This window comes from Streptomyces olivochromogenes, assembly GCF_021538895.1.
Classification (GTDB): Bacteria; Actinomycetota; Actinomycetes; order Streptomycetales; family Streptomycetaceae; genus Streptomyces; species Streptomyces olivochromogenes_A.
The window spans coordinates 1-22,215 of the sequence record NZ_JADDRL010000141.1 but is presented as its reverse complement, the minus strand read 5'-3'; the positions used below and the strand labels follow the sequence as shown (position 1 = coordinate 22,215).

The 22,215-nt window shown below is 73.3% G+C and carries 23 protein-coding genes; 19 read left to right on the top strand and 4 right to left on the bottom strand.

The window, feature by feature from the left end:
- Positions 1-261: 261 nt before the first annotated feature.
- Positions 262-1,116, top strand: coding sequence for a tetratricopeptide repeat protein (locus tag IPZ69_RS40965; protein WP_235459842.1), 855 nt, complete (start codon positions 262-264; stop codon positions 1,114-1,116).
- Between the two features lie 55 nt (positions 1,117-1,171).
- Here IPZ69_RS40965 and IPZ69_RS40960 read toward each other — a convergent pair whose 3' ends face one another.
- Positions 1,172-2,455, bottom strand: coding sequence for a DUF1015 domain-containing protein (locus tag IPZ69_RS40960; protein WP_235459840.1), 1,284 nt, complete (start codon positions 2,453-2,455; stop codon positions 1,172-1,174).
- A 72-nt stretch (positions 2,456-2,527) separates the two neighbouring features.
- Between IPZ69_RS40960 and IPZ69_RS40955 the strand changes: the two genes are divergently transcribed.
- Genes IPZ69_RS40955 through IPZ69_RS40940 form a run of 4 tightly spaced genes read left to right on the top strand, consistent with a single transcriptional unit; the run spans position 2,528 to position 6,621 of the window.
- Positions 2,528-3,556 carry an HAD hydrolase-like protein gene (locus IPZ69_RS40955; protein WP_235459839.1) on the top strand — a complete coding sequence of 343 codons (1,029 nt, stop codon included), beginning with the start codon at positions 2,528-2,530 and terminating at the stop codon, positions 3,554-3,556.
- A gap of 58 nt (positions 3,557-3,614) precedes the next feature.
- Positions 3,615-4,658, top strand: coding sequence for a FecCD family ABC transporter permease (locus IPZ69_RS40950; RefSeq protein ID WP_235459838.1), 1,044 nt, complete (start codon positions 3,615-3,617; stop codon positions 4,656-4,658).
- A complete protein-coding gene (locus IPZ69_RS40945) occupies positions 4,655-5,746 on the top strand; it encodes a FecCD family ABC transporter permease (protein ID WP_374295603.1) in 1,092 nt (363 codons plus the stop codon). Before IPZ69_RS40950 ends, IPZ69_RS40945 begins: the two co-directional genes overlap by 4 nt.
- A 59-nt stretch (positions 5,747-5,805) precedes the next feature.
- The gene (locus IPZ69_RS40940; RefSeq protein WP_235459837.1) at positions 5,806-6,621 is read left to right on the top strand and encodes an ABC transporter ATP-binding protein; all 816 of its coding nucleotides are present in this window, start codon (positions 5,806-5,808) and stop codon (positions 6,619-6,621) included.
- Here the strand turns inward: IPZ69_RS40940 and IPZ69_RS40935 are convergent.
- The gene (locus tag IPZ69_RS40935) at positions 6,605-6,952 is read right to left on the bottom strand and encodes a sterol-binding protein (RefSeq protein ID WP_235459836.1); all 348 of its coding nucleotides are present in this window, start codon (positions 6,950-6,952) and stop codon (positions 6,605-6,607) included. The two genes, IPZ69_RS40940 and IPZ69_RS40935, sit on opposite strands and share 17 nt — an antisense overlap.
- Before the next feature lie 42 nt (positions 6,953-6,994).
- Between IPZ69_RS40935 and IPZ69_RS40930 the strand changes: the two genes are divergently transcribed.
- The 4 genes from IPZ69_RS40930 to recN all read left to right on the top strand — a co-directional run bounded on the left by IPZ69_RS40930 (position 6,995) and on the right by recN (position 10,897).
- Positions 6,995-7,318 (top strand): hypothetical protein, encoded by a 324-nt coding sequence (locus IPZ69_RS40930; RefSeq protein WP_235459835.1) that lies wholly within the window; start codon positions 6,995-6,997, stop codon positions 7,316-7,318.
- 7 nt (positions 7,319-7,325) lie between these two features.
- A complete protein-coding gene (locus IPZ69_RS40925) occupies positions 7,326-8,141 on the top strand; it encodes a TlyA family RNA methyltransferase (RefSeq protein WP_235459834.1) in 816 nt (271 codons plus the stop codon).
- Positions 8,138-9,043 carry an NAD kinase gene (locus IPZ69_RS40920; protein ID WP_235459833.1) on the top strand — a complete coding sequence of 302 codons (906 nt, stop codon included), beginning with the start codon at positions 8,138-8,140 and terminating at the stop codon, positions 9,041-9,043. Before IPZ69_RS40925 ends, IPZ69_RS40920 begins: the two co-directional genes overlap by 4 nt.
- A gap of 111 nt (positions 9,044-9,154) precedes the next feature.
- A complete protein-coding gene (recN, locus tag IPZ69_RS40915) occupies positions 9,155-10,897 on the top strand; it encodes a DNA repair protein RecN (RefSeq protein WP_235459832.1) in 1,743 nt (580 codons plus the stop codon).
- A gap of 26 nt (positions 10,898-10,923) precedes the next feature.
- Here recN and IPZ69_RS40910 read toward each other — a convergent pair whose 3' ends face one another.
- Positions 10,924-12,513 (bottom strand): FUSC family protein, encoded by a 1,590-nt coding sequence (locus IPZ69_RS40910; protein WP_235459831.1) that lies wholly within the window; start codon positions 12,511-12,513, stop codon positions 10,924-10,926.
- A gap of 102 nt (positions 12,514-12,615) precedes the next feature.
- On the opposite strand from IPZ69_RS40910, the gene IPZ69_RS40905 reads away from it, so the two are divergent.
- Positions 12,616-13,155, top strand: a complete 540-nt coding sequence (locus IPZ69_RS40905) for a MarR family winged helix-turn-helix transcriptional regulator (RefSeq protein WP_235459830.1) — start codon at positions 12,616-12,618, stop codon at positions 13,153-13,155.
- 11 nt (positions 13,156-13,166) lie between these two features.
- Positions 13,167-14,480 carry an alpha-amylase family protein gene (locus IPZ69_RS40900; RefSeq protein ID WP_235459829.1) on the top strand — a complete coding sequence of 438 codons (1,314 nt, stop codon included), beginning with the start codon at positions 13,167-13,169 and terminating at the stop codon, positions 14,478-14,480.
- Between the two features lie 133 nt (positions 14,481-14,613).
- Here the strand turns inward: IPZ69_RS40900 and IPZ69_RS40895 are convergent, their stop codons facing one another.
- Entirely contained in the window at positions 14,614-15,228 is a 615-nt protein-coding gene (locus IPZ69_RS40895; protein WP_235459828.1) for a helix-turn-helix domain-containing protein, read from the bottom strand.
- A gap of 379 nt (positions 15,229-15,607) precedes the next feature.
- On the opposite strand from IPZ69_RS40895, the gene IPZ69_RS40890 reads away from it, so the two are divergent.
- The 8 genes from IPZ69_RS40890 to IPZ69_RS40855 all read left to right on the top strand — a co-directional run.
- Complete coding sequence (locus IPZ69_RS40890) at positions 15,608-15,877, top strand: phosphopantetheine-binding protein (protein WP_235459827.1); 270 nt, start codon at positions 15,608-15,610, stop codon at positions 15,875-15,877.
- On the top strand, positions 15,870-16,691 hold the full coding sequence (locus IPZ69_RS40885; RefSeq protein ID WP_235459826.1) for an SDR family NAD(P)-dependent oxidoreductase: 822 nt from the start codon (positions 15,870-15,872) through the stop codon (positions 16,689-16,691). The genes IPZ69_RS40890 and IPZ69_RS40885 overlap by 8 nt, the downstream gene beginning before the upstream one ends.
- A 37-nt stretch (positions 16,692-16,728) precedes the next feature.
- The gene (locus IPZ69_RS40880) at positions 16,729-17,199 is read left to right on the top strand and encodes a hypothetical protein (protein WP_235459825.1); all 471 of its coding nucleotides are present in this window, start codon (positions 16,729-16,731) and stop codon (positions 17,197-17,199) included.
- Positions 17,199-18,011 (top strand): SDR family NAD(P)-dependent oxidoreductase, encoded by an 813-nt coding sequence (locus IPZ69_RS40875; protein ID WP_235459824.1) that lies wholly within the window; start codon positions 17,199-17,201, stop codon positions 18,009-18,011. The genes IPZ69_RS40880 and IPZ69_RS40875 overlap by 1 nt, the downstream gene beginning before the upstream one ends.
- A complete protein-coding gene (locus IPZ69_RS40870; RefSeq protein WP_235459823.1) occupies positions 18,001-19,305 on the top strand; it encodes a beta-ketoacyl synthase N-terminal-like domain-containing protein in 1,305 nt (434 codons plus the stop codon). Before IPZ69_RS40875 ends, IPZ69_RS40870 begins: the two co-directional genes overlap by 11 nt.
- Positions 19,302-20,624, top strand: coding sequence for a beta-ketoacyl-[acyl-carrier-protein] synthase family protein (locus IPZ69_RS40865; RefSeq protein ID WP_235459822.1), 1,323 nt, complete (start codon positions 19,302-19,304; stop codon positions 20,622-20,624). Before IPZ69_RS40870 ends, IPZ69_RS40865 begins: the two co-directional genes overlap by 4 nt.
- 5 nt (positions 20,625-20,629) lie before the next feature.
- Positions 20,630-21,343 (top strand): alpha/beta hydrolase, encoded by a 714-nt coding sequence (locus tag IPZ69_RS40860; RefSeq protein ID WP_235459821.1) that lies wholly within the window; start codon positions 20,630-20,632, stop codon positions 21,341-21,343.
- 13 nt (positions 21,344-21,356) lie between these two features.
- Positions 21,357-22,215: 4'-phosphopantetheinyl transferase family protein (locus IPZ69_RS40855; RefSeq protein WP_235459820.1), on the top strand; the 859-nt coding region annotated here is incomplete at its 3' end.

The window sequence follows — 22,215 nt, the reverse complement described above, 5'->3', positions numbered from 1 at the left end:
CGTGGTGGTGACCGCGGTGGCTACGGCCGTCGCGACGACCGTGGCGGTTACGAGCGCCGCGACGACCGCGGTGGATACGGGCGCGACGACCGCGGTCGCGGCCCCCGCCGTGACGACCGTCGCGACGACCGTGGAGGCCGTCCCGGCGGTGGCTACCGTGGACGGGACGACCGTGGGCGCGACGACCGTGGACGGGACGACCGGCGTGGCGGCGGCCGCTTCCGTGAGGAGCGGGAGCGCGACCGGGAGCCGATCAAGCGGCTGCCGATCCCCCCGGACGTCACGGGCGACGAGGTCGACAAGGACGTACGGCAGGAGCTCCAGAGCCTGCCGAAGACGCTCGCGGAGGACGTCGCCAAGAACCTGGTGATGGTCGCCCGGCTCATCGACGAGGACCCCGAGGGCGCCTACGGCTACTCCAGGGTGGCCCTGCGTCTGGCGTCGCGCGTCGCCGCCGTACGCGAGGCGGCCGGGTTCGCGGCGTACGCGAACCAGAAGTACAACGAGGCGCTCGCCGAGTTCCGGGCCGCGCGGCGGATGACCGGCAACGTCGACCTGTGGCCCGTGATGGCCGACTGCGAGCGTGGGCTCGGGCGTCCCGAGAAGGCGCTCGACATGGCCGGCGCCCCGGACGTGCACAAGCTGGACAAGGCCGGTCAGGTCGAGATGCGGCTCGTCGCGGCCGGTGCCCGGCGTGACATGGGGCAGTTGGACGCGGCGATCGTGACGCTCCAGAGCCCCGAGCTGGCCTCCAACTCCGTGCAGCCGTGGACCGCGCGCCTGCGGTACGCGTACGCCGATGCGCTGCTCGCCGCGGGCCGCGAGGGCGAAGCGCGGGACTGGTTCGCGAAGGCCGTCGAGGCCGACCGGGACGGCAGCACGGACGCCTCCGACCGGCTGGCCGAGCTGGACGGGGTGGAGTTCGTCGACGCCCTGGACGAGGACGAGGACGAAGCCGAGAACGAGGGCGCCGGCGAGGGCGAGCCCCAGGACGCCCAGGACGCCCAGGACGCCGAGGACGCCTCCGCCGAGGACGACGACAACGGCGACGACAGCGACAACGGCAACGGCGACGACAACGGCAACGGCGACGACAAGGACGACGACAAGGACTGACGTCCGTCGATGAGCGAGGGCGGGATCCTGTTTCCGGGATCCCGCCCTCGTCGTATCAGAGGTCCAGCGCCCGCAGCACCAGCCCCGACGCCGGCTTCGGGCCGAACGACGTCGACTTGCGGGGCATCGTGACGCCCTGGCGGGCCAGGTCGCGTACGACCTCCTCGCGGACCGGGTGCATCAGGACCGCCGTGCTGCCCGTGCGTTCCGCCTTGGCGACCGTGGCCGCCGTGTCGTGGATGTAGGCGATGTGCGCGGGGGAGTCCTCGGGGATGTGCCAGACGTGCTCCAGGAGCGCGGCGTGCAGGACCGTCGCGTCCAGGGTGCGCCAGGCGGCGGGGCGGTCGGTGGGGACCGTACGGGCCAGGAGGTCCGGGTCCGGTCGGTCGATCAGGTGGAAGGCGCCGTCGCCGGCCAGCAGGAAGGCGTTGCCCGCGCAGGCGGCGTCCGCCAGGGCCTCCAGGGCCTCGGACAGCGGCGCTTCGAGGTGCTGTACGCGGAACAGGCCGTCCAGGGCGGACAGCGCGTCGGCGACGGGCAGGCCGTGCAGGAGGCGGTGGATGGCGCGCACGCGCAGCGGGTAGCGGATCGTGTCCACCAGGAGGACCAGGCCGTAGTCCCAGGGGCTGGGGGAGGGATGCTCCGCGCGTAGACGCAGATACGTGGCCCAGCGATGGTGTCCGTCGGCGATCAGGGCCTGGCGGTGGGCCATGTCCGACTGGACCAGGTCGACGTCGATGGGGTCGGTGAGCGACCACAGGCGGTGCTGGTAGCCGTCCTCCGTGGTGGTGGCGAGGAGCGGGGGCCGCTCGGCGGTGCGCTCGATCACCTCGGCCGTGACGCCGTTGCCGCGGTACGTCAGGAGCAGGGGCTCCAGGTTCGCGGAGGTGGCTCGCATCAGGGCCGCGCGGTCCGCGACGACCGGCGGCATGACGTCCTCGTGGGGCAGCACCACGCCCTCGGCGGGTTCCGAGACACGCAGGGCGCCGATGATGCCGCGTTGCAGCATGCCGTCGCCGTCGCTCTGCTCGTAGATGTACAGGCCCGGCTCGGGGTCGGTGGCCAGGACGCCCTCGGCCAGCCAGCGGCGCAGGGTGTCGGCCGCCTGTTCGTTTCCGGCGCTGGGCGTGCCGGCCTGCGGAAGGATCAGCCGAACGATGTTGTGGGGGTCGGCCGACTGGAGGTGGTGCAGGCCGTCGGGGCGTACGACGACGTCGTACGGAGGTGAGGTGACGGCGGCCAGGCTGCCGACCCGTTCGGGGTCGTAGCGAAGGCCTCGGAACGGGGTGAGTTCCAGGCCTCGGCGCGCCGTTGCTTCCGAGTGACCTGCAGTGTTCATCCCGGCATCGTACGTGTGTCAGTGGCGTGCGGGATGATCGGGGAAAGCGATTCGGACGAGGAGCGATGTGGAATGAGCCAGGGCGTCAGGACGAGTCCCGAGGGCAGTGGGCGGCCCCTGAGCGAGGCGTACGACACGGCGCTGCTCGATCTGGACGGGGTGGTGTACGCGGGCGGGAACGCGATCGTGCACGCGGTCGAGTCGCTGGAGGTGGCCCGCGAGGACGGGATGCATCTGGCGTACGTCACGAACAACGCGCTGCGCACCCCGGACGCGGTGGCCGCGCACCTGAGCGAGCTGGGGATACCGACAGGGGCCGGTGACGTCATCACCTCGGCGCAGGCGGTCGCGCGGCTGATCAGCGAGCAGGTGCCGGCCGGGTCGCGGGTGCTGGTGATCGGCGGCGAGGGGCTGCGGGTGGCGCTGCGCGAGCGCGGCCTGGAGCCGGTGGAGTCGGCGGACGACGATCCGGCGGCGGTGGTGCAGGGGTACGGCGGGCCGGAGCTGCAGTGGGGCCGTTTCGCGGAGGCGTCCTACGCCATCGCGCGCGGGGTGCCGTGGTTCGCGTCCAACACCGACCTGACGATTCCGAGCGGCCGCGGGATCGCGCCGGGCAACGGCGCGGCGGTGGAGGTCGTCCGCATCGCCACGGGCGCGGAGCCGCAGGTGGCGGGCAAGCCGCTGCCGCCGATGCACCGGGAGACGATCCTGCGCACGGGCGCGGAGCGGCCGCTGGTGGTCGGGGACCGGCTGGACACGGACATCGAGGGGGCGTTCAACGGGGACGTCGACTCGCTGCTGGTGCTGACCGGTGTCACCGACGGCGCCCAGCTGCTGGCCGCGCCGCCGCACCACCGCCCGACGTATGTCGACGCCGACCTGCGCGGCCTGCTCACCGGCCAGCCGGAGATCACCCGGAAGGGCGACGGCTACCAGTGCGGCGGCTGGACGGCGACGGCGGGGCCGGAGCAGCTCTCCCTGGACGGCGACGGCGAGGCGCTGGACGGACTGCGGGCCCTGTGCGCGGCGGCCTGGACGGCGGCCGGGGACGGCTCCTGCACGCTGGACGGTGAGAAGGCGCTGGCCCGGCTCGGCCTCTGACTCCGCGTCGGCCCACGGCTCCTGGTTGGCCATTGCGAGGGTAGGCTAACCTAACCTCGTGTTGGTCGACAGTCCTCCCGAACAGCGCGCGGAGACCGCACCCGCGCCCCCAAGCCGCCGGGCGATACGGGCCGTTGGGCTCGTCGTCGCCGTAGCGATCCTGGTGCTCGTCGCTCTGGCGAGCATCGCGATCGGGGCGAAAGAGCTGTCGTTGGAGCAGGTCTGGCACGGCCTGTTCCACGACACCGGGACCTACGGCGACGTCGTCGTCGACGAGCGGCTGTCACGCACCGTCCTCGGCCTGCTCGCCGGCGCCGCGCTCGGCCTCTCCGGGGCGGTGCTCCAGGCGCTCACCCGCAATCCGCTGGCCGACCCCGGCCTGCTCGGCATCAACGCGGGGGCGTCCGCCGCCGTCGTCACGGCCATCACCTACTTCGGCGTCACCAGCCTGAGCGGCTATGTGTGGTTCGCGTTCGTCGGCGCGGCGGCCGTCGGGGCGCTGGTCTGGTTCCTCGGCGGCAGCCGGGGCGCCACACCCGTACGGCTCGCCCTCGCCGGTACGGCGATCAGCGCCGCCCTGTACGGATACCTCCAGGCCGTGATGATCATGGACGACGCGGCGCTGGGCAAGATGCGCTTCTGGACGGTCGGTTCACTGTCCTCGGCGACCGACTCGACCATCACGCAGGTGCTGCCGTTCCTCGTGGCGGGCACGGCCCTCGCGTTGCTGCTGGCCCGGCCGCTGAACGCCGTGGCGATGGGCGACGACACCGCCCGGGCCCTCGGCGCCCACCTGGGCCGCACCCGGGCGCTGGCCATGCTCGCCGCCACGGTGCTGTGCGGCGCCGCGACCGCCGCCTGCGGCCCCATCGTGTTCGTGGGCCTGATGGTCCCGCACGTGGTGCGCTCCTTCACCGGCCCCGACCTGCGCTGGATCCTGCCCTACGCGACGGTGCTGTCCCCCGTGCTGCTGCTCGGGGCCGACGTCGTCGGCCGGGTCGTCGCCCGGCCCGCCGAACTCCAGGTCGGCATCGTCACCGCGATCATCGGTGGCCCGGTCTTCATCTTTCTCGTACGACGGCGGAGGACGGCGCAGCTGTGAGGACCCACCGCACGAATCGGGCCACCACGCGCGCCCCGCGCACCACGCCCACCCCGCGCACCACCCGCGCGCTGCGCACCGGCGGCCTCTCCGTCCGGCTGGACGTGCGCGCGCTGACCGTCGTGGTCCTGCTCCTGGCCACCGCGCTCACCGCGAGCGTCCTGCTGATCGGCACCGGCGACGCCTCGATCCCGGCCACCGACGTCCTCAGGACCCTGGCCGGCGACGGCAGCCGGTACCAGGAGTTCATCGTCAACGAGCTGCGGCTGCCGCGCGTCCTGGTCGGCCTGCTGGTCGGCGCCTCGCTGGGCCTCGGCGGCGCGCTCTTCCAGTCCGTCTCCCGCAACCCGCTGGGCAGCCCGGACGTGCTGGGCCTCTCGCAGGGCTCGACGGCCGGCGCGCTCGTCGTGATCGTGCTGATGTCCGGGTCCGCCACCGAGGTCACCGTTGGCGCGCTCATCGGCGGCCTGGCGACCGGGCTCGCCATCTACCTCCTCGCCTGGAAGCGGGGCGTGCACGGCTACCGGCTGGTGCTCGTCGGCATCGGCGTGTCGGCGATCGTCACGGCGGTCAACGGCTATCTGCTGACCAAGGCCGACCTCGTCGACGCGGCCCGCGCGGTCGTGTGGATGACGGGCTCCCTCAACGGCCGCGACTGGGAGCAGGTCTGGCCGCTGCTCGCGCTGTGCGCGGTGCTCGTACCGCTCGTCCTCGCCAACGCGCGCGCCCTGCGGACGATGGAGATGGGCGACGACGTCTCGTACGCCCTCGGGGTGCGGGTGGAGCGCGTCCGCATGCTGGTGATGGTCGCGGCCGTGCTGCTCACCGCCGCCGCGACCGCCGCCGCCGGCCCGGTCGGCTTCGTGGCGCTCACCGCCCCGCAGCTCGCCCGCCGCCTGACCCGCTCCCCGGGCCCGAACCTGGTGCCCTCCCTCTGCATGGGCGCCACCCTCCTGGTCACCGCCGACTGGGCCGCGCAGCGCGCCTTCGGCGCCGACCAGCTGCCCGTGGGCGTGGTCACCGGCGTCCTCGGCGGCGTCTACCTGATCTGGCTCCTCGTCACCGAGCGCAGGGCGGGCCGGATATGAACCCCTCGGTGCGGCCGGACGCGGGCGGCACAGCGACCCAGAACACCCCAAGGAGCACCGTGAACCGCCTGTCCGCCGAGAACGTCACCCTCGCCTACGACCAGCGCGTCATCGCCGAAGGGCTGTCGGTGGAGATACCGGACAACTCCTTCACGGTGATCGTCGGCCCGAACGCCTGCGGCAAGTCGACCCTCCTGCGGGCCCTGTCACGGATGCTCAGGCCCAGCCAGGGGCGGGTGCTGCTGGACGGACAGGCCATCCAGTCGATGCCCGCGAAGAAGGTCGCGCGGACCCTGGGGCTGCTGCCGCAGTCGTCCATCGCGCCCGACGGGATCACCGTCGGCGACCTGGTGGGCCGTGGCCGCTACCCGCACCAGGGGATCCTGCGCCAGTGGTCCGCCGAGGACGAGCGCGTCGTCCAGGAGTCCATGGCGCAGACCGGGGTCGCCGAACTCGCCGACCGCTATGTCGACGAACTCTCCGGCGGGCAGCGGCAGCGCGTGTGGATCGCGATGGCGCTCGCCCAGCAGACCCCGCTGCTGCTCCTCGACGAGCCGACCACCTACCTCGACATCCAGCACCAGATCGACGTCCTCGACCTGTGCGCCGAGCTGCACGAGCGGCAGGGCCGCACCCTGGTCGCGGTCCTGCACGACCTCAACCACGCCGCCCGGTACGCCACCCACCTCATCGCTCTGCGCGGCGGCCGGGTCATCGCCGAGGGCGCGCCCCACGACGTCGTCACGGCGGAGCTGGTCGAGGAGGTCTTCGGGCTGCGCTGTCAGGTGATCGAGGACCCGGAGACGGGGACCCCGCTGGTGGTGCCGGCCGCGCGTCGGGCACGCGCGCGCGTGACGGCTACAGAAGCTTCCTGAGCCGGAACAGGTCCAGGAGGTTCGCCTCCAGTCTCACCCGGCCCGAACCCCAGGCCTTGGCGAAGTGCAGATCGCCGCCGACCAGGGCCACCAGGTCGTCGCCGGCCATGGCGAGCCGGATCTGTGCCTTGTCGCGCGGCGGTCCCTGGAGGGTGTCGTCGACCTCGATACGGCCGTCGGTCATCCGGCCGACGAACGTGACGTCCAGGTCCGTGATGTGGCAGCTGACGGAGCGGTCCAGGGCGGCGGCCGCGCGGACGTCGCCCTCGGCGCCCTGCATGTTGTCGGAGAGCTTTTCGAGTGCGGCGCGGCACTCCTCGATCGTGGCCATCGCGGTCGACGGTACCCCAGCGGTTCGGGGTAGCGTCTGGGCATGAGCGACTCTGTGTCCGAGGCCATGGTCGGGGAGGAGGCGGAGAACCCCGCCGAGCCCGGGAATCCCGCCGACCCGGGGACCCCGGCCGAGCCGGACCACGACCCCGCCGCCCCCGCGCTGCTCGGCGTGCCCCGCACCCCCACCGGCAATGCCGAGGTCGACGCGCAGTTGGAGCGGCTGGCCGACGCCGACCACCTCGCCACCGACGGACATGTCGAGGTGTACGAGGATGTACATCGGGGGCTGCGCGACGCGCTCACCGCGCTCGACGCCCGCCCGGGACCTCCGGCGCCCCCCTCGACGTATGGCAGTAGGAGCTGAACCGAACGTGGCAGGAGTCGCACGCCGCCGTCTCGACGCGGAGCTGGTCCGCCGCAAGCTCGCGCGCTCGCGCGAGCACGCCGCCCAGCTGATCGCCGCCGGCCGGGTCACCGTCGGCAAGACCGTCGCGACCAAGTCGGCCACGCAGGTCGAGACCGCCGCCGCGATCGTGGTCCAGTCCGACGGCAGCGACCCGGACTACGTCTCCCGGGGCGGCCACAAGCTCGCCGGCGCGCTGGAGGCCTTCGTGCCCCGAGGGCTCGTCGTCGAGGGCCGGCGCGCGCTGGACGCCGGCGCCTCCACCGGCGGCTTCACCGATGTCCTGCTGCGGGCGGGCGCCGCGCACGTGGTCGCCGTGGACGTCGGATACGGACAACTCGCCTGGTCCCTCCAGAACGATGAACGCGTCACCGTCAAGGACCGTACGAACGTACGCGAGTTGACGCTTGAAGCGATCGATGGGGAGCCTGTGGATCTTGTCGTGGGTGATCTGTCCTTCATCCCGCTCGGGCTGGTGCTGCCCGCCCTGAAGCGGTGCGTGAAGCCGGACGCCGACCTGGTGATGATGGTCAAGCCGCAGTTCGAGGTGGGGAAGGAACGGCTGGGGAGCGGGGGAGTCGTACGGAGTCCGCAGCTGCGGGCGGAGGCCGTGCGCGGCGTGGCCGAAAAGGCGTGGGAACTCGGACTCGGGGTGAGGGGAGTCACCGCCAGTCCTCTCCCCGGACCCTCGGGAAATGTCGAATACTTTCTGTGGCTGCGGGCCGGAGCACCGGAGCTGGACCCGGCCGATGTTGACCGTGCAGTGGCGGAGGGGCCGCGTTGACACAGAACCGAGCTCGTACTGTTTTCCTGCTCGCCCACACCGGGCGACCCGCGGCGATCCGCAGCGCCGAACTCGTGGTGAAGGGGCTGCTGCGGTCCGGCATCGGGGTGCGCGTGCTGGAGCACGAGGCACAGGATCTTCCGCTGCCGGACGAGGTGGAGCTCGTCAAGGAGGCGACTCCGCAGTGCCTCGACGGCTGCGAGTTGCTGATCGTGCTGGGCGGCGACGGCACACTCCTGCGCGGCGCCGAGTTCGCCCGCGCGTCCGGGGTGCCGATGCTCGGCGTCAACCTGGGGCGGGTCGGGTTCCTCGCGGAGGCCGAGCGGGACGACCTCGACAAGGTCGTCGACCGGGTGGTGAGCAAGGCGTACGAGGTCGAGGAGCGGATGACCGTCGACGTCGTGGTGCACCGCAACGGCGACATCGTGCACACCGACTGGGCGCTGAACGAGGCGGCCGTGCAGAAGGCGGGCGCCGAGAAGCTCCTCGAGGTCGTGCTGGAGATCGACGGACGGCCGGTGACGGGGTTCGGCTGCGACGGCATCGTGCTGTCCACGCCGACCGGCTCCACGGCGTACGCCTTCTCCGCGGGCGGACCGGTGGTGTGGCCCGAGGTCGAGGCCCTGCTGATGGTGCCGATCTCCGCGCACGCGCTGTTCGCGAAGCCGTTGGTCACCTCGCCGGAGTCCGTGCTCGCCGTCGAGGTGCTGCCGCACATTCCGCCGGGTGTGCTGTGGTGCGACGGGCGGCGGACCGTCGAGCTGCCGCCGGGGGCGCGCGTCGAGGTGCGCCGGGGAGCCGTGCCGGTGCGGCTGGCCCGGCTGCATCACGCGTCGTTCACCGACCGGCTGGTCGCCAAGTTCGCGCTGCCGGTCTCCGGCTGGCGGGGAGCGCCGCACTAGCCGACGGCAGTGCACTCCCCTGGGTGACATGTGTAGGGCGATACGGATTCGTCACCTGCACCTTCACACTATGGGGGCGGGGGCCGTCGCACTTCCCGCCCCCGACCTCGTATGGTCTTGTCCGTGTTGGAGGAGATGCGGATACGGTCGCTCGGAGTCATCGACGATGCCGTCGTCGAGCTGTCACCGGGATTCACCGCCGTCACCGGTGAGACGGGTGCGGGCAAGACCATGGTGGTCACCAGCCTGGGGCTGTTGATGGGCGGGCGCGCGGATCCGGCGCTCGTGCGGATCGGGTCCGGGAAAGCGGTCGTGGAGGGGCGGATCACCATGCCCTCGGACGCGACCGTCGTCGTACGGGCCGAGGAGGCCGGGGCCGAGCTGGACGACGGGGCCCTGCTGATCAGCCGGACCGTTTCCGCCGAGGGGCGCTCGCGAGCGCATCTCGGCGGGCGCAGCGTGCCCGTGGGCATGCTGGCGGAGCTGGCCGACGAACTGGTGGCCGTGCACGGGCAGACCGACCAGCAGGGGCTGCTGAAGCTGACCCGGCAGCGGCAGGCGCTCGACCGGTACGCCGGCGCGGCCGTGGCCGGGCCGCTCGCCAAGTACGCGGAGGCGTACCGGCGGCTGAGGGCCGTCTCGGTCGAGCTCGACGAGATCGTCACGCGCGCGCGTGAGCGGGCCCAGGAGGCCGACATGCTGCGCTACGGCCTCGACGAGATCGCGGGCGTCGAGCCGCGCGCCGGTGAGGACGTGGAGCTGGCCGAGGAGGCCGAGCGGCTCGGGCATGCCGAGGCGCTGTCGTCCGCCGCCACGGCCGCGCACACGGCGCTCGCGGGCAATCCCGAGGACCCCGAGGGCATCGACGCCGCGACGCTCGTGGCGGGCGCCCACCGGGCGCTGGAGGCCGTACGGTCGCACGATCCGGCGCTGGCCGCGCTGGCCGACCGCATCGGCGAGATCGGGATCCTGCTGGGCGACGTCGCCGGGGAGCTGGCGGGGTACGCCGACGACCTGGACGCCGATCCGCTGCGGCTGGCCGCGGTGGAGGAGCGGCGGGCCGCGCTCACCGCGCTCACCCGCAAGTACGGCGACGACATCAACGCCGTACTGGCCTGGGCCGAGCAGGGGGCCGCCCGGCTGACCGACCTGGACGGCGACGACGAGCGGATCGGCGAGCTGACCGCCGAGCGGGACGCGCTGCGCACCGAACTGGGCAGCCTCGCACAGGCGTTGAGCGACGCGCGGACGGAGGCCGCCGAGCGGTTCGCCGCGGCGGTGACCGCCGAGCTGGCCTCGCTCGCGATGCCGCACGCGCGCGTGTCCTTCGACCTCAGGCAGACCGAGGACCCGGAGGGCGTCGAGGTCGGCGGGCGGACGGTCGCGTACGGCCCCTCGGGCGTCGACGAGGTGGAGCTGCTGCTCGCCCCGCACCCGGGAGCGCCGCCGCGACCCATCGCCAAGGGCGCGTCCGGCGGTGAGCTCTCGCGCGTGATGCTGGCCGTGGAGGTCGTGTTCGCGGGTACGGACCCGGTGCCGACGTACCTCTTCGACGAGGTCGACGCCGGTGTCGGCGGCAAGGCCGCGGTGGAGATCGGGCGGCGCCTGGCGCGGCTCGCGAAGACCGCGCAGGTCGTCGTGGTCACTCACCTTCCCCAGGTCGCCGCCTTCGCCGACCGGCAGCTGCTCGTCGAGAAGACCAACGACGGGTCGGTCACCCGCTCCGGCGTGAAGGTCCTCGAAGGCGAGGAGCGGGTCCGCGAGCTGTCGCGGATGCTGGCCGGCCAGGAGGACTCGGAGACGGCGCGGGCCCACGCGGAGGAACTGCTGGCAACGGCTCGGGCCGACGGATAGCCGACGGCGCGCGGTCCTTCACCGGTTCAGCGCGTGGCGGCGGTCGTCGAGTCCGGCGCCGGCGCGGTGGACGACGGGGCGAACAGCCGCGTCAGCGTGCCGAGTCGGCTGTCGAGCGCGGCCAGGGCGTCGAGGGCGGCCTGTGCGGCCGGTCCCGGGACGGCTGAGGGCGTTCCGGCGGCCGTAGCCCGCCCCGGCGTCTTGGGAGGCTGCGGGCGGCGGCCGATGGCGCGGCGTACGGCCAGCGCGTGGGCCGCGACGCGCGCGCGGCGGAGGGTCACGGCCGGGTCGTCGGCCGGCTCGGCCGGTGTCGCCGCGAGGACGCCGGTCAGCTCGTCGAGCGGTCCGGCGCAGCCCTGCAGCGCCGCCATGGCCCGCAGCGCGTCGTCCTCCGGGCGGCGGGGCGCGGGCAGGGCGGCCAGGATGCGCAGGGGCGCGGTGGCGAGAGTCAGCTGGTCGACACGGTGGCCGAAGCGGGCCCGCGCCCGCCGCACGGCACGTACGTCGTGCCAGTCGGCCTCCAGCAGTTCGCCGAGTGCGGCCAGCGCGGCGGCGGTACGGGCGCGTGCCACCGCGGCCGTACGGATCGGCAGGACGAGCCAGGAAGCGGCGAGACCGATGACGGCGCCGACGGCGATGCCCGCCAGCCGGGTGTCGAGGAGGTTGCCCGGGCTCTGCCCGAACCAGTCGTAGAGCAGCGACAGTACGGCGGTGACGCAGGCGGCCCAGTACGCGTAGCTCAGCTCCCGCAGCCAGGTCGCCACGGCGAGCACCGCGAAGATCACGACCACGGCGGTGTCCGAGCGGGGCCCGAAGGATCCCGAGACGGCGCTCGCCACCAGCGTGCCGGCCGCGGCGCCGGCCGTCCGCCAGGCCCCCTTCACCAGGACGTCCCCACGGCTGCGCGCACCGCTGCAGACCAGGTACGCCGTGAGCACCACCCAGGCCCAGTGGTCGGGCCAGACGGTGCGGCCGACCACGAACGCCGTCGTCAGCGCGGCGGCCATCTGCAACGCCATCCGCGTGCTGGCGGGCAGTCCGCCGCGCGCCGGGGGCGTCGCCTTCACCACCCAGGCGGCCGGGGGCGCGGGCACGAACCTCGTCCGCTGCGCCGCCCAGGTCAGGGCGGTGCCCCAGACGACCGCGAACAGGGCGATCACCGCCGCCCACGCGGTGCGCTCGTGGCCGGTCGTGGGCGCGATCCCGGACGGCACCACCAGCACGGCGATCAGGGGGAGCACGACGAGCGTCCCCGCCCGCGTGGCGCGCGTCCCGAACCGGCGGATCCAGATCGCTCCTGCCACGCCCAGCACGAACACCGCGTCGCCCGCGTTCGGGTGCTGCTGGACGAGCGTGCTCAGCTCGGTACCGCCGGCCGCGGCGCACGGCAGCACCGCGCAGGCCAGCAGCCGGTCGGTGCGGTCGAAGGCGCGCTGCACCCGGCCGAACGCCGAGGCGACCACGACGGCCTGTACGACGCTGTCGACCCGCAGCCCGGCCGCGTGCTCGACGAGGAGCGCCCAGCCGTACGTGCCGAGCACGGTCCCCATGGACACCGCCGTCGCCCGCAGGTGAAGCAGGCCCGGGTCGTAGCGCAGGGCTCGGCGCAGCGCCATCGAAAAAGTACGCATTACGTAGGATCACCGCCGGTGTGAATCTGGCGTTAAGGACTTCATGGGGGCAGCACGTCGCGATTTAGTCAGTGTTACCTTAACAAGGTGGTGGTACAGCGACCAGAGCACCGAACAGCGCGCGAGGGCGGCGTCGACGAGGGCCGGGAGGCCGGCACCTCGGCCCGGGAACCCCGGGACGCCCGGGTGTCCGCCGAGATCAGGCAGGGCGTCGTCCGGCTCGCCCGCCGGCTGCGGGCGGAGCGTCCCGCCGACGGGCTCAGCCTCACCAAGAGCAGTGTGCTCGGGCACCTGCGGCGCAACGGACCCATGGCGGCGGGTGCCCTGGCCGCCGCCGACCATCAGCAGCCGCAGTCCCTGACCAGGGTCTTCGCCGAACTGGAGAGCGACGGCCTGATCAGCCGCACCCGCGACAGCCAGGACGGACGGCAGCGGGTGCTGGAGCTGACCGAGGACGGCCGCAAGGCCCTCGCACACGACATGGCACAGCGCGACGCCTGGCTCGACCAGGCCCTCGACGATCTGACCGAGACCGAACAGCAGGTGCTCCTGCTGGCCGCCCGCCTGATGAACCAGCTCGCCGACTCGACGGCCGGTCCCCCCGGCCATCCGCCCCGAACCCGTTGACGGAGGCTTCCGTGCCCTGGTCCGACCACGCCATCTGGTGGCACGTCTATCCGCTGGGCTTCCTCGGCGCCGAGCGCACCGCGCTCCCGCCGGGCGAACCGCCGCGCCACCGGCTGCCGGCCCTGGCCGAGTGGCTGGACCACCTGGTCCGCCTCGGCTGCAACGGCCTCGCCCTCGGCCCGGTGTTCGCCGCCGAGACACACGGCTACGACACCGTCGACCACTTCCGGATCGACCCCCGCCTGGGCACCGAGGACGACCTGACCGACCTGATCGAGCGGGCCGCCGCCCGCGGGGTGCGGGTCCTGCTGGACGGTGTCTTCAACCATGTGGGCCGGTCCTTCGGCCCGTTCGCCGACGTGGCGCGGTCCGGCGCCGCCTCGCCGTACGCGGACTGGTTCGTCCCCGAGGGCGACGACTTCCGCACCTTCGAGGGCCACCGCCACCTGGTCGCCCTCAACCACGCCCACCCCGCCGTCGCCGACCACGTGGTCGATGTCCTCGGCCACTGGCTCGACCGGGGCGTGGCCGGCTGGCGGCTGGATGCCGCGTACACCGTGCCGCGGCCGTTCTGGCGCACCGTCACCGACCGGGTCCGGGCCCGCCATCCGCAGGCGTGGTTCAGCGGGGAGGTCATCCACGGCGACTATGCCGCTTACGTCACGGAGGGCGGCCTGGACTCCGTCACGCAGTACGAACTGTGGAAGGCGATCTGGAGCTCGCTCAACGACACCAACCCGCACGAGCTGGCCTGGGCGCTCAAGCGCCACAACGCGCTGCTGGAGACCTTCGTACCGCAGACCTTCGTCGGCAACCACGACGTCACGCGGATCGCCAGCCGGCTGCGCGACCCCCGGCACCTGCCGCACGCCCTCGCCGTGCTGTTCACCGTCGCGGGGATCCCGTCCGTGTACGCGGGGGACGAACGCGCCTGGCAGGGCGTCAAGGAGGAGCGCGAGGGCGGGGACGACGCCATCCGGCCCGCGTTCCCACCCGACCCCACGGGCCTGGGCCCGGACCAGCTGCCTGTGGAACGGCTCCACCAGGCGCTGGTGGGCCTGCGCCGGCGCAACCCCTGGCTGGTGCGGGCCCACACGCACGTCCACACCCTCGGCAGTGCCGTGTTCACCTACACCCTCGCCGACCCCGAGAGCGGCGCGGCCGTCGCCGTCGGGCTCAACTACGGCGCGGCGCCCGGGGCGGGGTCGGTGCCCGCCGCGCCCTGGACGCGGGGCGCGGGGGACGGCGAGGTCGACGCCGTGTCCGGAACCGTGTCCCTGCCCCCCTTCGGCTGGTGCGTGGCCACGGCCCCGGAAATCCCGTAACGTGCGGCGCTGCCATTTCCGAAATTCTCCGGGTGGTCAACCGGGTTTTTCGGAGTGGCTGAATTACCGCTCCCTTAGCGGGGTCCGGGTCATTTTCGGAAAATAAATGACCGGGTGCCCCGCGCGGGGTGGCTCACGTCATATCGGAGTCCTGGGCGCGGGCCCATGCGTGCCGCCAGAGGGTGAGCAGGTGTCCTTGCTCTCCGCAAGCGCGAACGTAGGCGATCAGGAGATCCTCCGAGGGCATGCGAAGACCCGCCAGGACGTCGGCCAACGTGCTGCGGGGAAGCGGGCCCGTGCCCAGGTCGCGGGCCCGCTTCTGTAATTCCCGCAAGGACGGCTGGCCGGCGGCGCGGCGCACCCGGTGCATGGCCTCCAGGAGATGAGCCGGGTGATAGACGAATTCCAGCCTGCGGCCGGAAGGGGAGACCGTCGGCGCCTGGCAGGCGCCGGCCGCCGAGGGCTCGGCCTGCTGTGCCGCACGCTCCCACTGCACACGTGCTTCGCGCCGGGTCGCCCCGCAGACCTGCGCGTACGCCTCCACGACCTGCCGGCGCGGCAGGAAGGTGCCCCGGTCGGCGCGGAGCAGGGTGACGGCCGAACACCCCGGTTCGGAGATCCGGCCCTCCTGTATCAGCTGCGACATGCGCCGGTAGGTCAGTCCGGACCGTCGGCGTAGGGAGCGGAGCCACTCGGCCAATTCGTAGTACTGCGCTGACTGCGGGACCTGTGCTTTGCTGCGTCCCACGACTTCCCCCTGTACATCGAGACGCTCGGTCGTTTTTCTGACGGTCAATCAACGAATACGTATCCGAAGGGGTTCGCGACGCGGATCAACTTTATGAAGCGCGCTGACGGACGGTCAAGGATACTTTACCCAGCTTTACCTTCTTGCGGTCTTTCCGCTGCTCGGGCCGGTTTGCTGATTCATCCTGTCCGAGAAGTGGAGAAACACGTTCCGTGGTTCAACAAGGAGTTTTGCCGCCGCCGCACGCCGACTCCCCGTCGGCTGTCCGGTGTTTCGCGTGGGCACTGCGTTGCGATCCCATTCAACGCTCTGTTGGCATGGATTGCGGCGGCCGGCAATCCGGTCCGCCCACCACCGCCGACCTCCCTGGAGGAACACGATGACCACGGCATCCAACGCCACTCTCGACGAGATCATCGACCTGCTGAAGGAAGTCAAGCCGGGCATAGCCGACCTGAGCGTCGAGCCGGGCCAGTCCGTCGTCGAGGACCTGGGTCTCGACTCCCTCGACCTGCTCCAGCTCGCCCGCCGGATCAACCGGCACTTCGGCGCCGAGTTCGACCTGGACGCCTGGAACGCCGAGGCCGACGAGCACCACCGCAGCGTCGCCTCGATCGCGGACGCCGTGACCGGCGCCGGCCGTGCCTGAGCCGGCGACGACCACGGGCGACGCCGTGTCCGGGCCGGCCGGGGGCGCGAGCGCGCGGGTGGCCGTGGTGACCGGCGGGTCGCGCGGCATCGGCGCCGCCATCGCCCGCCGGCTCGCCGCGGACGGCCTGACCGTGCACGTCGTGTGCCACAGCGCGCTGGACGCCGGGCGCGGTGTGGTCAAGGAGATCGAGGCCGCCGGTGGCCGCGCCGCCCTGCACCAGGCCGACGTCGGCGACGAGGCCGCCGTCGAGGACCTGGTGGAGCGGGTGACCCAACAGGACGGCGCCCTGCACGTCCTGGTCAACAACGCCGCCGTCATCGACGACCAGCTCCTGGCCGTGACCCGCACCGCCCGCTGGGAGAAGGTCCTGCGGACCAATCTCACCGGCCCCTTCCTGACCAGCCGGGCCGTGCTGCCGGTGATGCTGGACCACGGGTGGGGACGCATCATCAACATCTCCTCCAACTCGGCGCGCACCCCCGGCCCCGGGCAGAGCGCCTACGCGGCGTCCAAGGGCGGCATCGAGTCGCTCACCCGGGCCCTGGCCGTGGAGGTGGGCCGCAAGGGCATCCGGGTCAACTGCGTCGCGCCCGGCAAGGTCCGCACCGAGATGACCGCCGCCGTCGCCGACCGGCTCGGCTCCGACGGGGACGGCACCCGCTGGGGACTGCCGGAGGACATCAGCGGTCTGGTCGCCTTCCTCGCCGGCGACGAGGCCGACTACATCCAGGGCCAGACCTTCACCGTGGACGGCGGCCGCATGGTCATGCGCAGCGGAGCGGGGAGCGGATCCGGACGGCGGTCCCGGTGAGCCGGGCCGCGCGGACCGAGAACGAAGGGGGACGGCCGTGGGGGCCGTGAAGTACTGGGAGGACCTGGCGAACGCGCCGGTGCGCAAGTTCGGGCCGGTCGTCTTCAGCGGCGCGCTGCTCGACCAACTTCTCGACCTGATGGGCGAGAAGCACCCGGTGCACGACAGTGACGACTTCGCCCTCGGCACGGACCGCAGACAGCGGATCGTCCCCGGCGGATTCATCCACTCGATCACCTCCGGCTGGGTCGTCCAGCACGGCTCGCCGGCGGCCATCGTCGGAATGCGCAGGCTCGGCTGGGACTTCGTGCGCCCGCTCTACCCCGACACGCCGTTCTGGTTCACCACCAGCACCGACCGGGCCACGGAGATCGACGACCGGCTCGGCCTGATCGAGACGACCCGCCGGGTCTTCGACGAGAACGACCGGACGTATGCCATCGGACGCATGAGCGTCGTGCTGCTGCGGCAGGCCGAGCGGCCCGCCACGACGGGAAGGGTTCAGTGATGGGGGCACCCACGGAAAGCCAGTACCAGCCGCTCAAGGGCCGGGTGGCCCTGGTGACCGGCGGCTCGCGCGGCATCGGCGCCGGCATCACCCGCAAACTCGCCGAATGGGGCGCCACCCTGGCCATCAACTACGTCGACCGGGAACGCCCCGCCAAGGAACTCGCCGCCGAACTGGGCGAGCAGGGCACGGAAGTGACCCTGCACCGCGCGGACCTGAGCGACCCCGCGGAGATCGAGAACCTGATCACGGAGATCGGCGAGATCCACCAGGACCTGCACATCCTCGTCCAGAACGCCGCCGCGACGAAGTTCACCCGGCTCGCGGACGCCTCTCTCGGCGACTGGCAGTTCGTGCAGGACACCAACTCCCGGGCCACCTGGCTGCTGGCCAAGTACGCGCTGCCGCTGATGCGTGAGCGCGAAGGGGCCCGGTTCATCACCATCACCAACTCCACCACCACGCGCATCATCCCGCGCGCCGGCCTCTTCGCGGCCGCCAAGGCGGGCCTGGAGGCGCTGACCGACTACCTCTCCTACGAGCTGGCGCCGTACGGCATCGTCGCCAACTGCGTACGCCCCGGCCTCGTCCAGACCGGCGTGTTCAAGGTCCGCCCCGACTTCGCCCACGGCGTCGCCAAGGAACTCGCCGTCTCGCCGTGGCCCGGCGAGCGCATGACCACCCCGGAGAACAGCGCCGACGTGGTCGCCCTGCTCTGCCTGGACGAGGCGTCCTGGATCGCCGGCCAGACCATCACCGTCGACGGCGGCTACCGCCTGTGGGGCGGCATCGGAGGCGGCCGTGCCGAGTGACCGCGCGGACACCCGGCCGGACATCGTCGTCACCGGCACCGGCGTGATCTCCCCGGCGGGGCTGGGCACGGCCCGGCTCTGGGAGGCCATGGCCGCGGGCAAGACCTTCTTCGACCACCCCGGCGACGACGGCGCGCCCGCCTCCGGCCTGCCCTGGCCGACCGCCGTCGTGGACACCTCGGAGATCGGCTGGCCCGCCGGCCGCTCCTGGGCGAATGCGAGCAAGTACGCCAACCAGTCCGCCCGTTGGGCGGTCGCCGTCGCCCTCCAGGCGCTGGAACGGGCCGGGATCACCGGCGAGACCGAGGACGTGCGCGGCGGCACGATCATGGCCGTCGCCAGCAGCGGCGACGAGCTGAGCGACGTCATCCCGCAGCTCGCGTCCAAATTCCGGCACGACTCCAGGCCGCTGGCGAAGTTCCTCCACGACGAGGTGCCCGACTACTCCTACATCCGCGGCATCCCCTCCCAGCTCGGCCAGTTCGTGTCCATGGCGAGCGGATTCCGCGGCTCCAACGTCGCGGCCTACGGCGAGGCCGCCGCCGGCGGCACCGGCGCGCTCGCCCTCGCCGTACGGCTGCTGGAGACCGGCGAACTCGACCGGGTCCTGGTGGTCGGCGTGGGCGCACCCCTCACCGTCACCGGCATGGCCGCCTTCGACCAGGACGAGCCCTTCGGCACCCGCGCCACCACCGGCGCCGGACCCTTCGACGCCGACCGGTCCGGCACCCTGGCCGGTCAGGGCGCGGCCGCGATCCTGCTGGAGCGGGCCGACGTCGCGGTCGGCCCCGCCCTGGCCCGGTTCCTCGGCTGCGAGGTGCTGGCCGCCGCGGACCTCCCGACGGCGGCCGGGCTCGCCGTCGACGCCGTACTCGCCGACGCGGCCGCCCCGCCCGCGGCGTGGTGGGCGCACGGCGCGGGCTCGGTCCGCCTGGACCGCGTCGAGGCCGAGACCGTGCTGCCGCGCGTGGGCAACCTGCCCGTCACGGGTTCCAAGGGCACCATCGGCAACGCCTTCGAGTGCTCGGCGCTCATCGACACCGCGCTGGCCGTGGAGAGCCTCGACCGCGGCGAGCTGCCCCCGGTCGGCCTGCTGGGCCGGCCCGACCCCGGGCTCACCGGCCTCGACCCGGTCATCGGCGAGGCCCGCCCCGTGCCGCCGGCGGCGACGGTGCTGCTGACGGCGCTCAACCAGGGGGCACAGGCGACGGCCGCGGGTGCGCTGCTCCTCGCGGCGCCCGGGGAGCCGGCGGCCCGGGGACGTACGACGGACCACGGGGAGGCACACGCATGACCGACGACACCGACGACATACTCATCACCGGCATGGGGGTGGTCACGCCCATCGGGGGTGACGTGGAGACCTTCTGGTCGGCGAACCTCGAAGGCCGCTCCGGGATCGTCCGCGAGGAGCGGATGGACACCACCGGGCTGCCCTGCGGCTGGACGGCCGGGCTGATCCCCGAGGACGTCAAGGAGAAGGTCGCCGCCGACCACGGCAAGCCCGGCCGCTCCTGGGGCGACACCCTCATGCACGCGGCCGTCGAGCAGGCACTCACCGACGCCCGCCTGGACGCCCAGCCCGCCGCCGAGGGCCCCGCCGGGCTGGTGTACGCCAGGGTGTGGCCGGGACCCACCGGATCGGACCCGCAGGACTACATCACGCACATGGAGGAGCTCGCCGAGCGCTACGACACCATCGGCAACGACCCCGAGGCCGTCCTGCGGAACCTGCGCCGCAGGAACCTGCCGCTGGAGACACGCGATCTGTCCGCCTACCCGAGAGAGATCGCCGAACGTCTCGGCACGGCCGTGCTCCCGGTCCGGCTGGAGGCCACCTGCTCCGGGGGACTGCGTGCCATCGCCGAGGCCGCGCGGCTGCTGCGGTCCGGACGCGCGCGGTACGCCGTGGTCTCCGCGGCCGTCTCCCGCAATACCCCCTACGTCCTGTCCCAGTACGGCCAGCTCATGGCGCTGTCCCGCTGGAAGGGCGATCCGGCGCAGGCGTCCATGCCCTTCGACGTGCGCCGTACCGGCATGGTCATCAACGAGTCCGCGGGCGCGCTGGTCCTGGAGACCGCCGAGCACGCCGCCCGGCGCGGCATGACCCAGCCGCACGCCCTGGTCGGCGGCTGGGGCCTGGCCGTGGACACTACCCACATGACCGCTCCCCGCGTGGAGATGATCGAACGCGTCATGCGCACCGCCCTCGCCGAGGCCGGCGCCGATCTCGACGAGGTCGACACGGTCAACGCCCACGGCACCTCCACCCGCCTCAACGACGTCACCGAGGCCCGCGCGCTGCACAAGGTCTTCGGCGAGCGGATGGCCGACCTGCCGGTCAGCGCGGTGAAGTCGCTGACCGGGCACGGCTCGGCGGCGTCCGGCGTCGTGGAGACCGTGGCCTCGGCACTCACCATGTGCCGCGGCGTCGTACCCCCGGTGCCGACCTGCACCGAACCCGACCCGGCGTGCGCCGTCCGCACCTCGCTCACCCCGGAGGAACGGCCGGTCGCGGCCGTACTGAAGAACTCCTTCGGCTTCGGCGGCCAGTACGCGTCGATGCTGCTGCGCCGCCCCGCCGCGCCGCGCCCGGCCCCTCGGCACGGGTGAGAGCGGTGGACCGTCTGGAATACGAGGAGATCGAACCGGCCGGAGCGCACCGGGCCACCGTCGTGTGGCTGCACGGCGTCGGCCAGGTGCCCGGCGACCTGGTGGCCGTCGCCGACCGGTTCGGGCTCGCCGCGGCGGGCGTGCGCGGGGTGTTCCCGCGCGCGCCCGTCGAGGCGCCGAGCCTGCTGACCGGGCTGCCGGTGCCGTGCTGGTTCCCGCAGAGCCTGGTCGCGCTCGACCGGTTCGACGTCCGGGACGTGCTGGCCGCGCACCGTGCGCTCACCGAGCTGCTGCGCGCGGAGACCGGGCGGATCGGTGCCGGGCGGACCGTCGTCGCCGGGTTCTCCCAGGGCGCGACGGTCGCCCTGACCCTGGCGCTGCGGTACGCCGAACCCCTGGCCGGTACGGCCCTGTACGCGCCGTATCTGCCGCCGGACCTGTCCGCGCTGCTCCCGGAGGGCGGGCCGTCGCCCGCGAACCGCCGGCTGCCCGTGTGGATCGGCCACGGGGCACGCGACTGGATCGTGCCGGAGCGCAGCGGGGCCGACCTGCGGGACGTGCTCGTCTCCTGGGGCCATCCGGTGACCTGGCAGCGTTACCCGGGCGGCCACGAGCCCTTCGCCGGGGTCCGGGCCTCGCTCCCGGACTTCCTGAGCGAGACGCTCGGCATCCCGGTCCCGCGCCCGGCCGGGGTCGGCCCGACGGCACGGGCGAGCTGAGGAGGCACCGAGCGTGACAGCCCTGCCGACGGGCCGGCCCGCCGCCGCGGCACCGACCCTGCCGCCCGTCCCGCCCCGGGATCGGTTTGTCGACTCGACGTCACCCCTGACCCTGCCGTCGCACGGTCGGTTTGCCGACTCGGCGTCACGTCCGCTGCCGGGCGTGGTGGAGGTCTGGCGCATCCCGCTGAGCGGACGGGCGGCGGATGCCGCGCTCGCGTCGGCCGGGCGGCTGCTCGGCGCCGACGAACTCGCCCGCGCCCGGCGGCTGGTGCTGCGCGAGGACCGGCGCCGGTGGGTGACGGCCCGGGTCGCGCTGCGCACCCTGCTCGCCCGCCGCACCGGCGTCGCTCCCGACCGGATCACCCTGGAGTACGGCCGTCACGGCAAGCCCCGGCTGTCCGGCCAGGGCGCCGAAGGGCTGCGGTTCAGCCTGAGCCACAGCCGGGACCGGGCGCTGCTCGCCGTGTGCCGCGGCGCCCCGGTCGGCGCGGACCTGGAGCACCTGTCGGCCGGTCCGGCCGACGCGGCGGACCTGGACGACCTGGCCGTCGCCGTGCTCGCCCCCGAGGAGTTGCGCGCCTACCTGCGGCTGCCGCCCGCGCTCCGGCGCGCCGCGCTGCTGCGCCGCTGGACCGGGAAGGAGGCCGCCCTCAAGGCCACCGGGCGCGGGGTGACACTGCCGGGCGCCCGGCGCCTGGTCGTGCCGGACGGCTCCGGCACGCCCCGCGGCCTGCCCGGCGACTGGACCCAGCTGCGGCCATGGCCGGGCGACGGGTTCACCGCGGCCGTCACCGTCCGAGGAAGGAACTGGAAGCTTGTCTGCACCGACTTCACCTCCACCGCCGCCGAGGACGACCCCGCCGCCGAGG

Bases quoted from the DNA above. Each gene is read 5' to 3' on its own strand.
- IPZ69_RS40955 (WP_235459839.1), top strand. From the start codon at position 2,528: ATGAGCCAGGGCGTCAGGACGAGTCCCGAGGGCAGTGGGCGGCCCCTG.
- recN (WP_235459832.1), top strand. From the start codon at position 9,155: ATGGTCTTGTCCGTGTTGGAGGAGATGCGGATACGGTCGCTCGGAGTC.
- IPZ69_RS40910 (WP_235459831.1), bottom strand. From the start codon at position 12,513: ATGGCGCTGCGCCGAGCCCTGCGCTACGACCCGGGCCTGCTTCACCTG.
- IPZ69_RS40890 (WP_235459827.1), top strand. From the start codon at position 15,608: ATGACCACGGCATCCAACGCCACTCTCGACGAGATCATCGACCTGCTG.
- IPZ69_RS40960 (WP_235459840.1), bottom strand. From the start codon at position 2,455: ATGAACACTGCAGGTCACTCGGAAGCAACGGCGCGCCGAGGCCTGGAA.
- IPZ69_RS40935 (WP_235459836.1), bottom strand. From the start codon at position 6,952: ATGGCCACGATCGAGGAGTGCCGCGCCGCACTCGAAAAGCTCTCCGAC.
- IPZ69_RS40875 (WP_235459824.1), top strand. From the start codon at position 17,199: ATGGGGGCACCCACGGAAAGCCAGTACCAGCCGCTCAAGGGCCGGGTG.
- IPZ69_RS40865 (WP_235459822.1), top strand. From the start codon at position 19,302: ATGACCGACGACACCGACGACATACTCATCACCGGCATGGGGGTGGTC.
- IPZ69_RS40930 (WP_235459835.1), top strand. From the start codon at position 6,995: ATGAGCGACTCTGTGTCCGAGGCCATGGTCGGGGAGGAGGCGGAGAAC.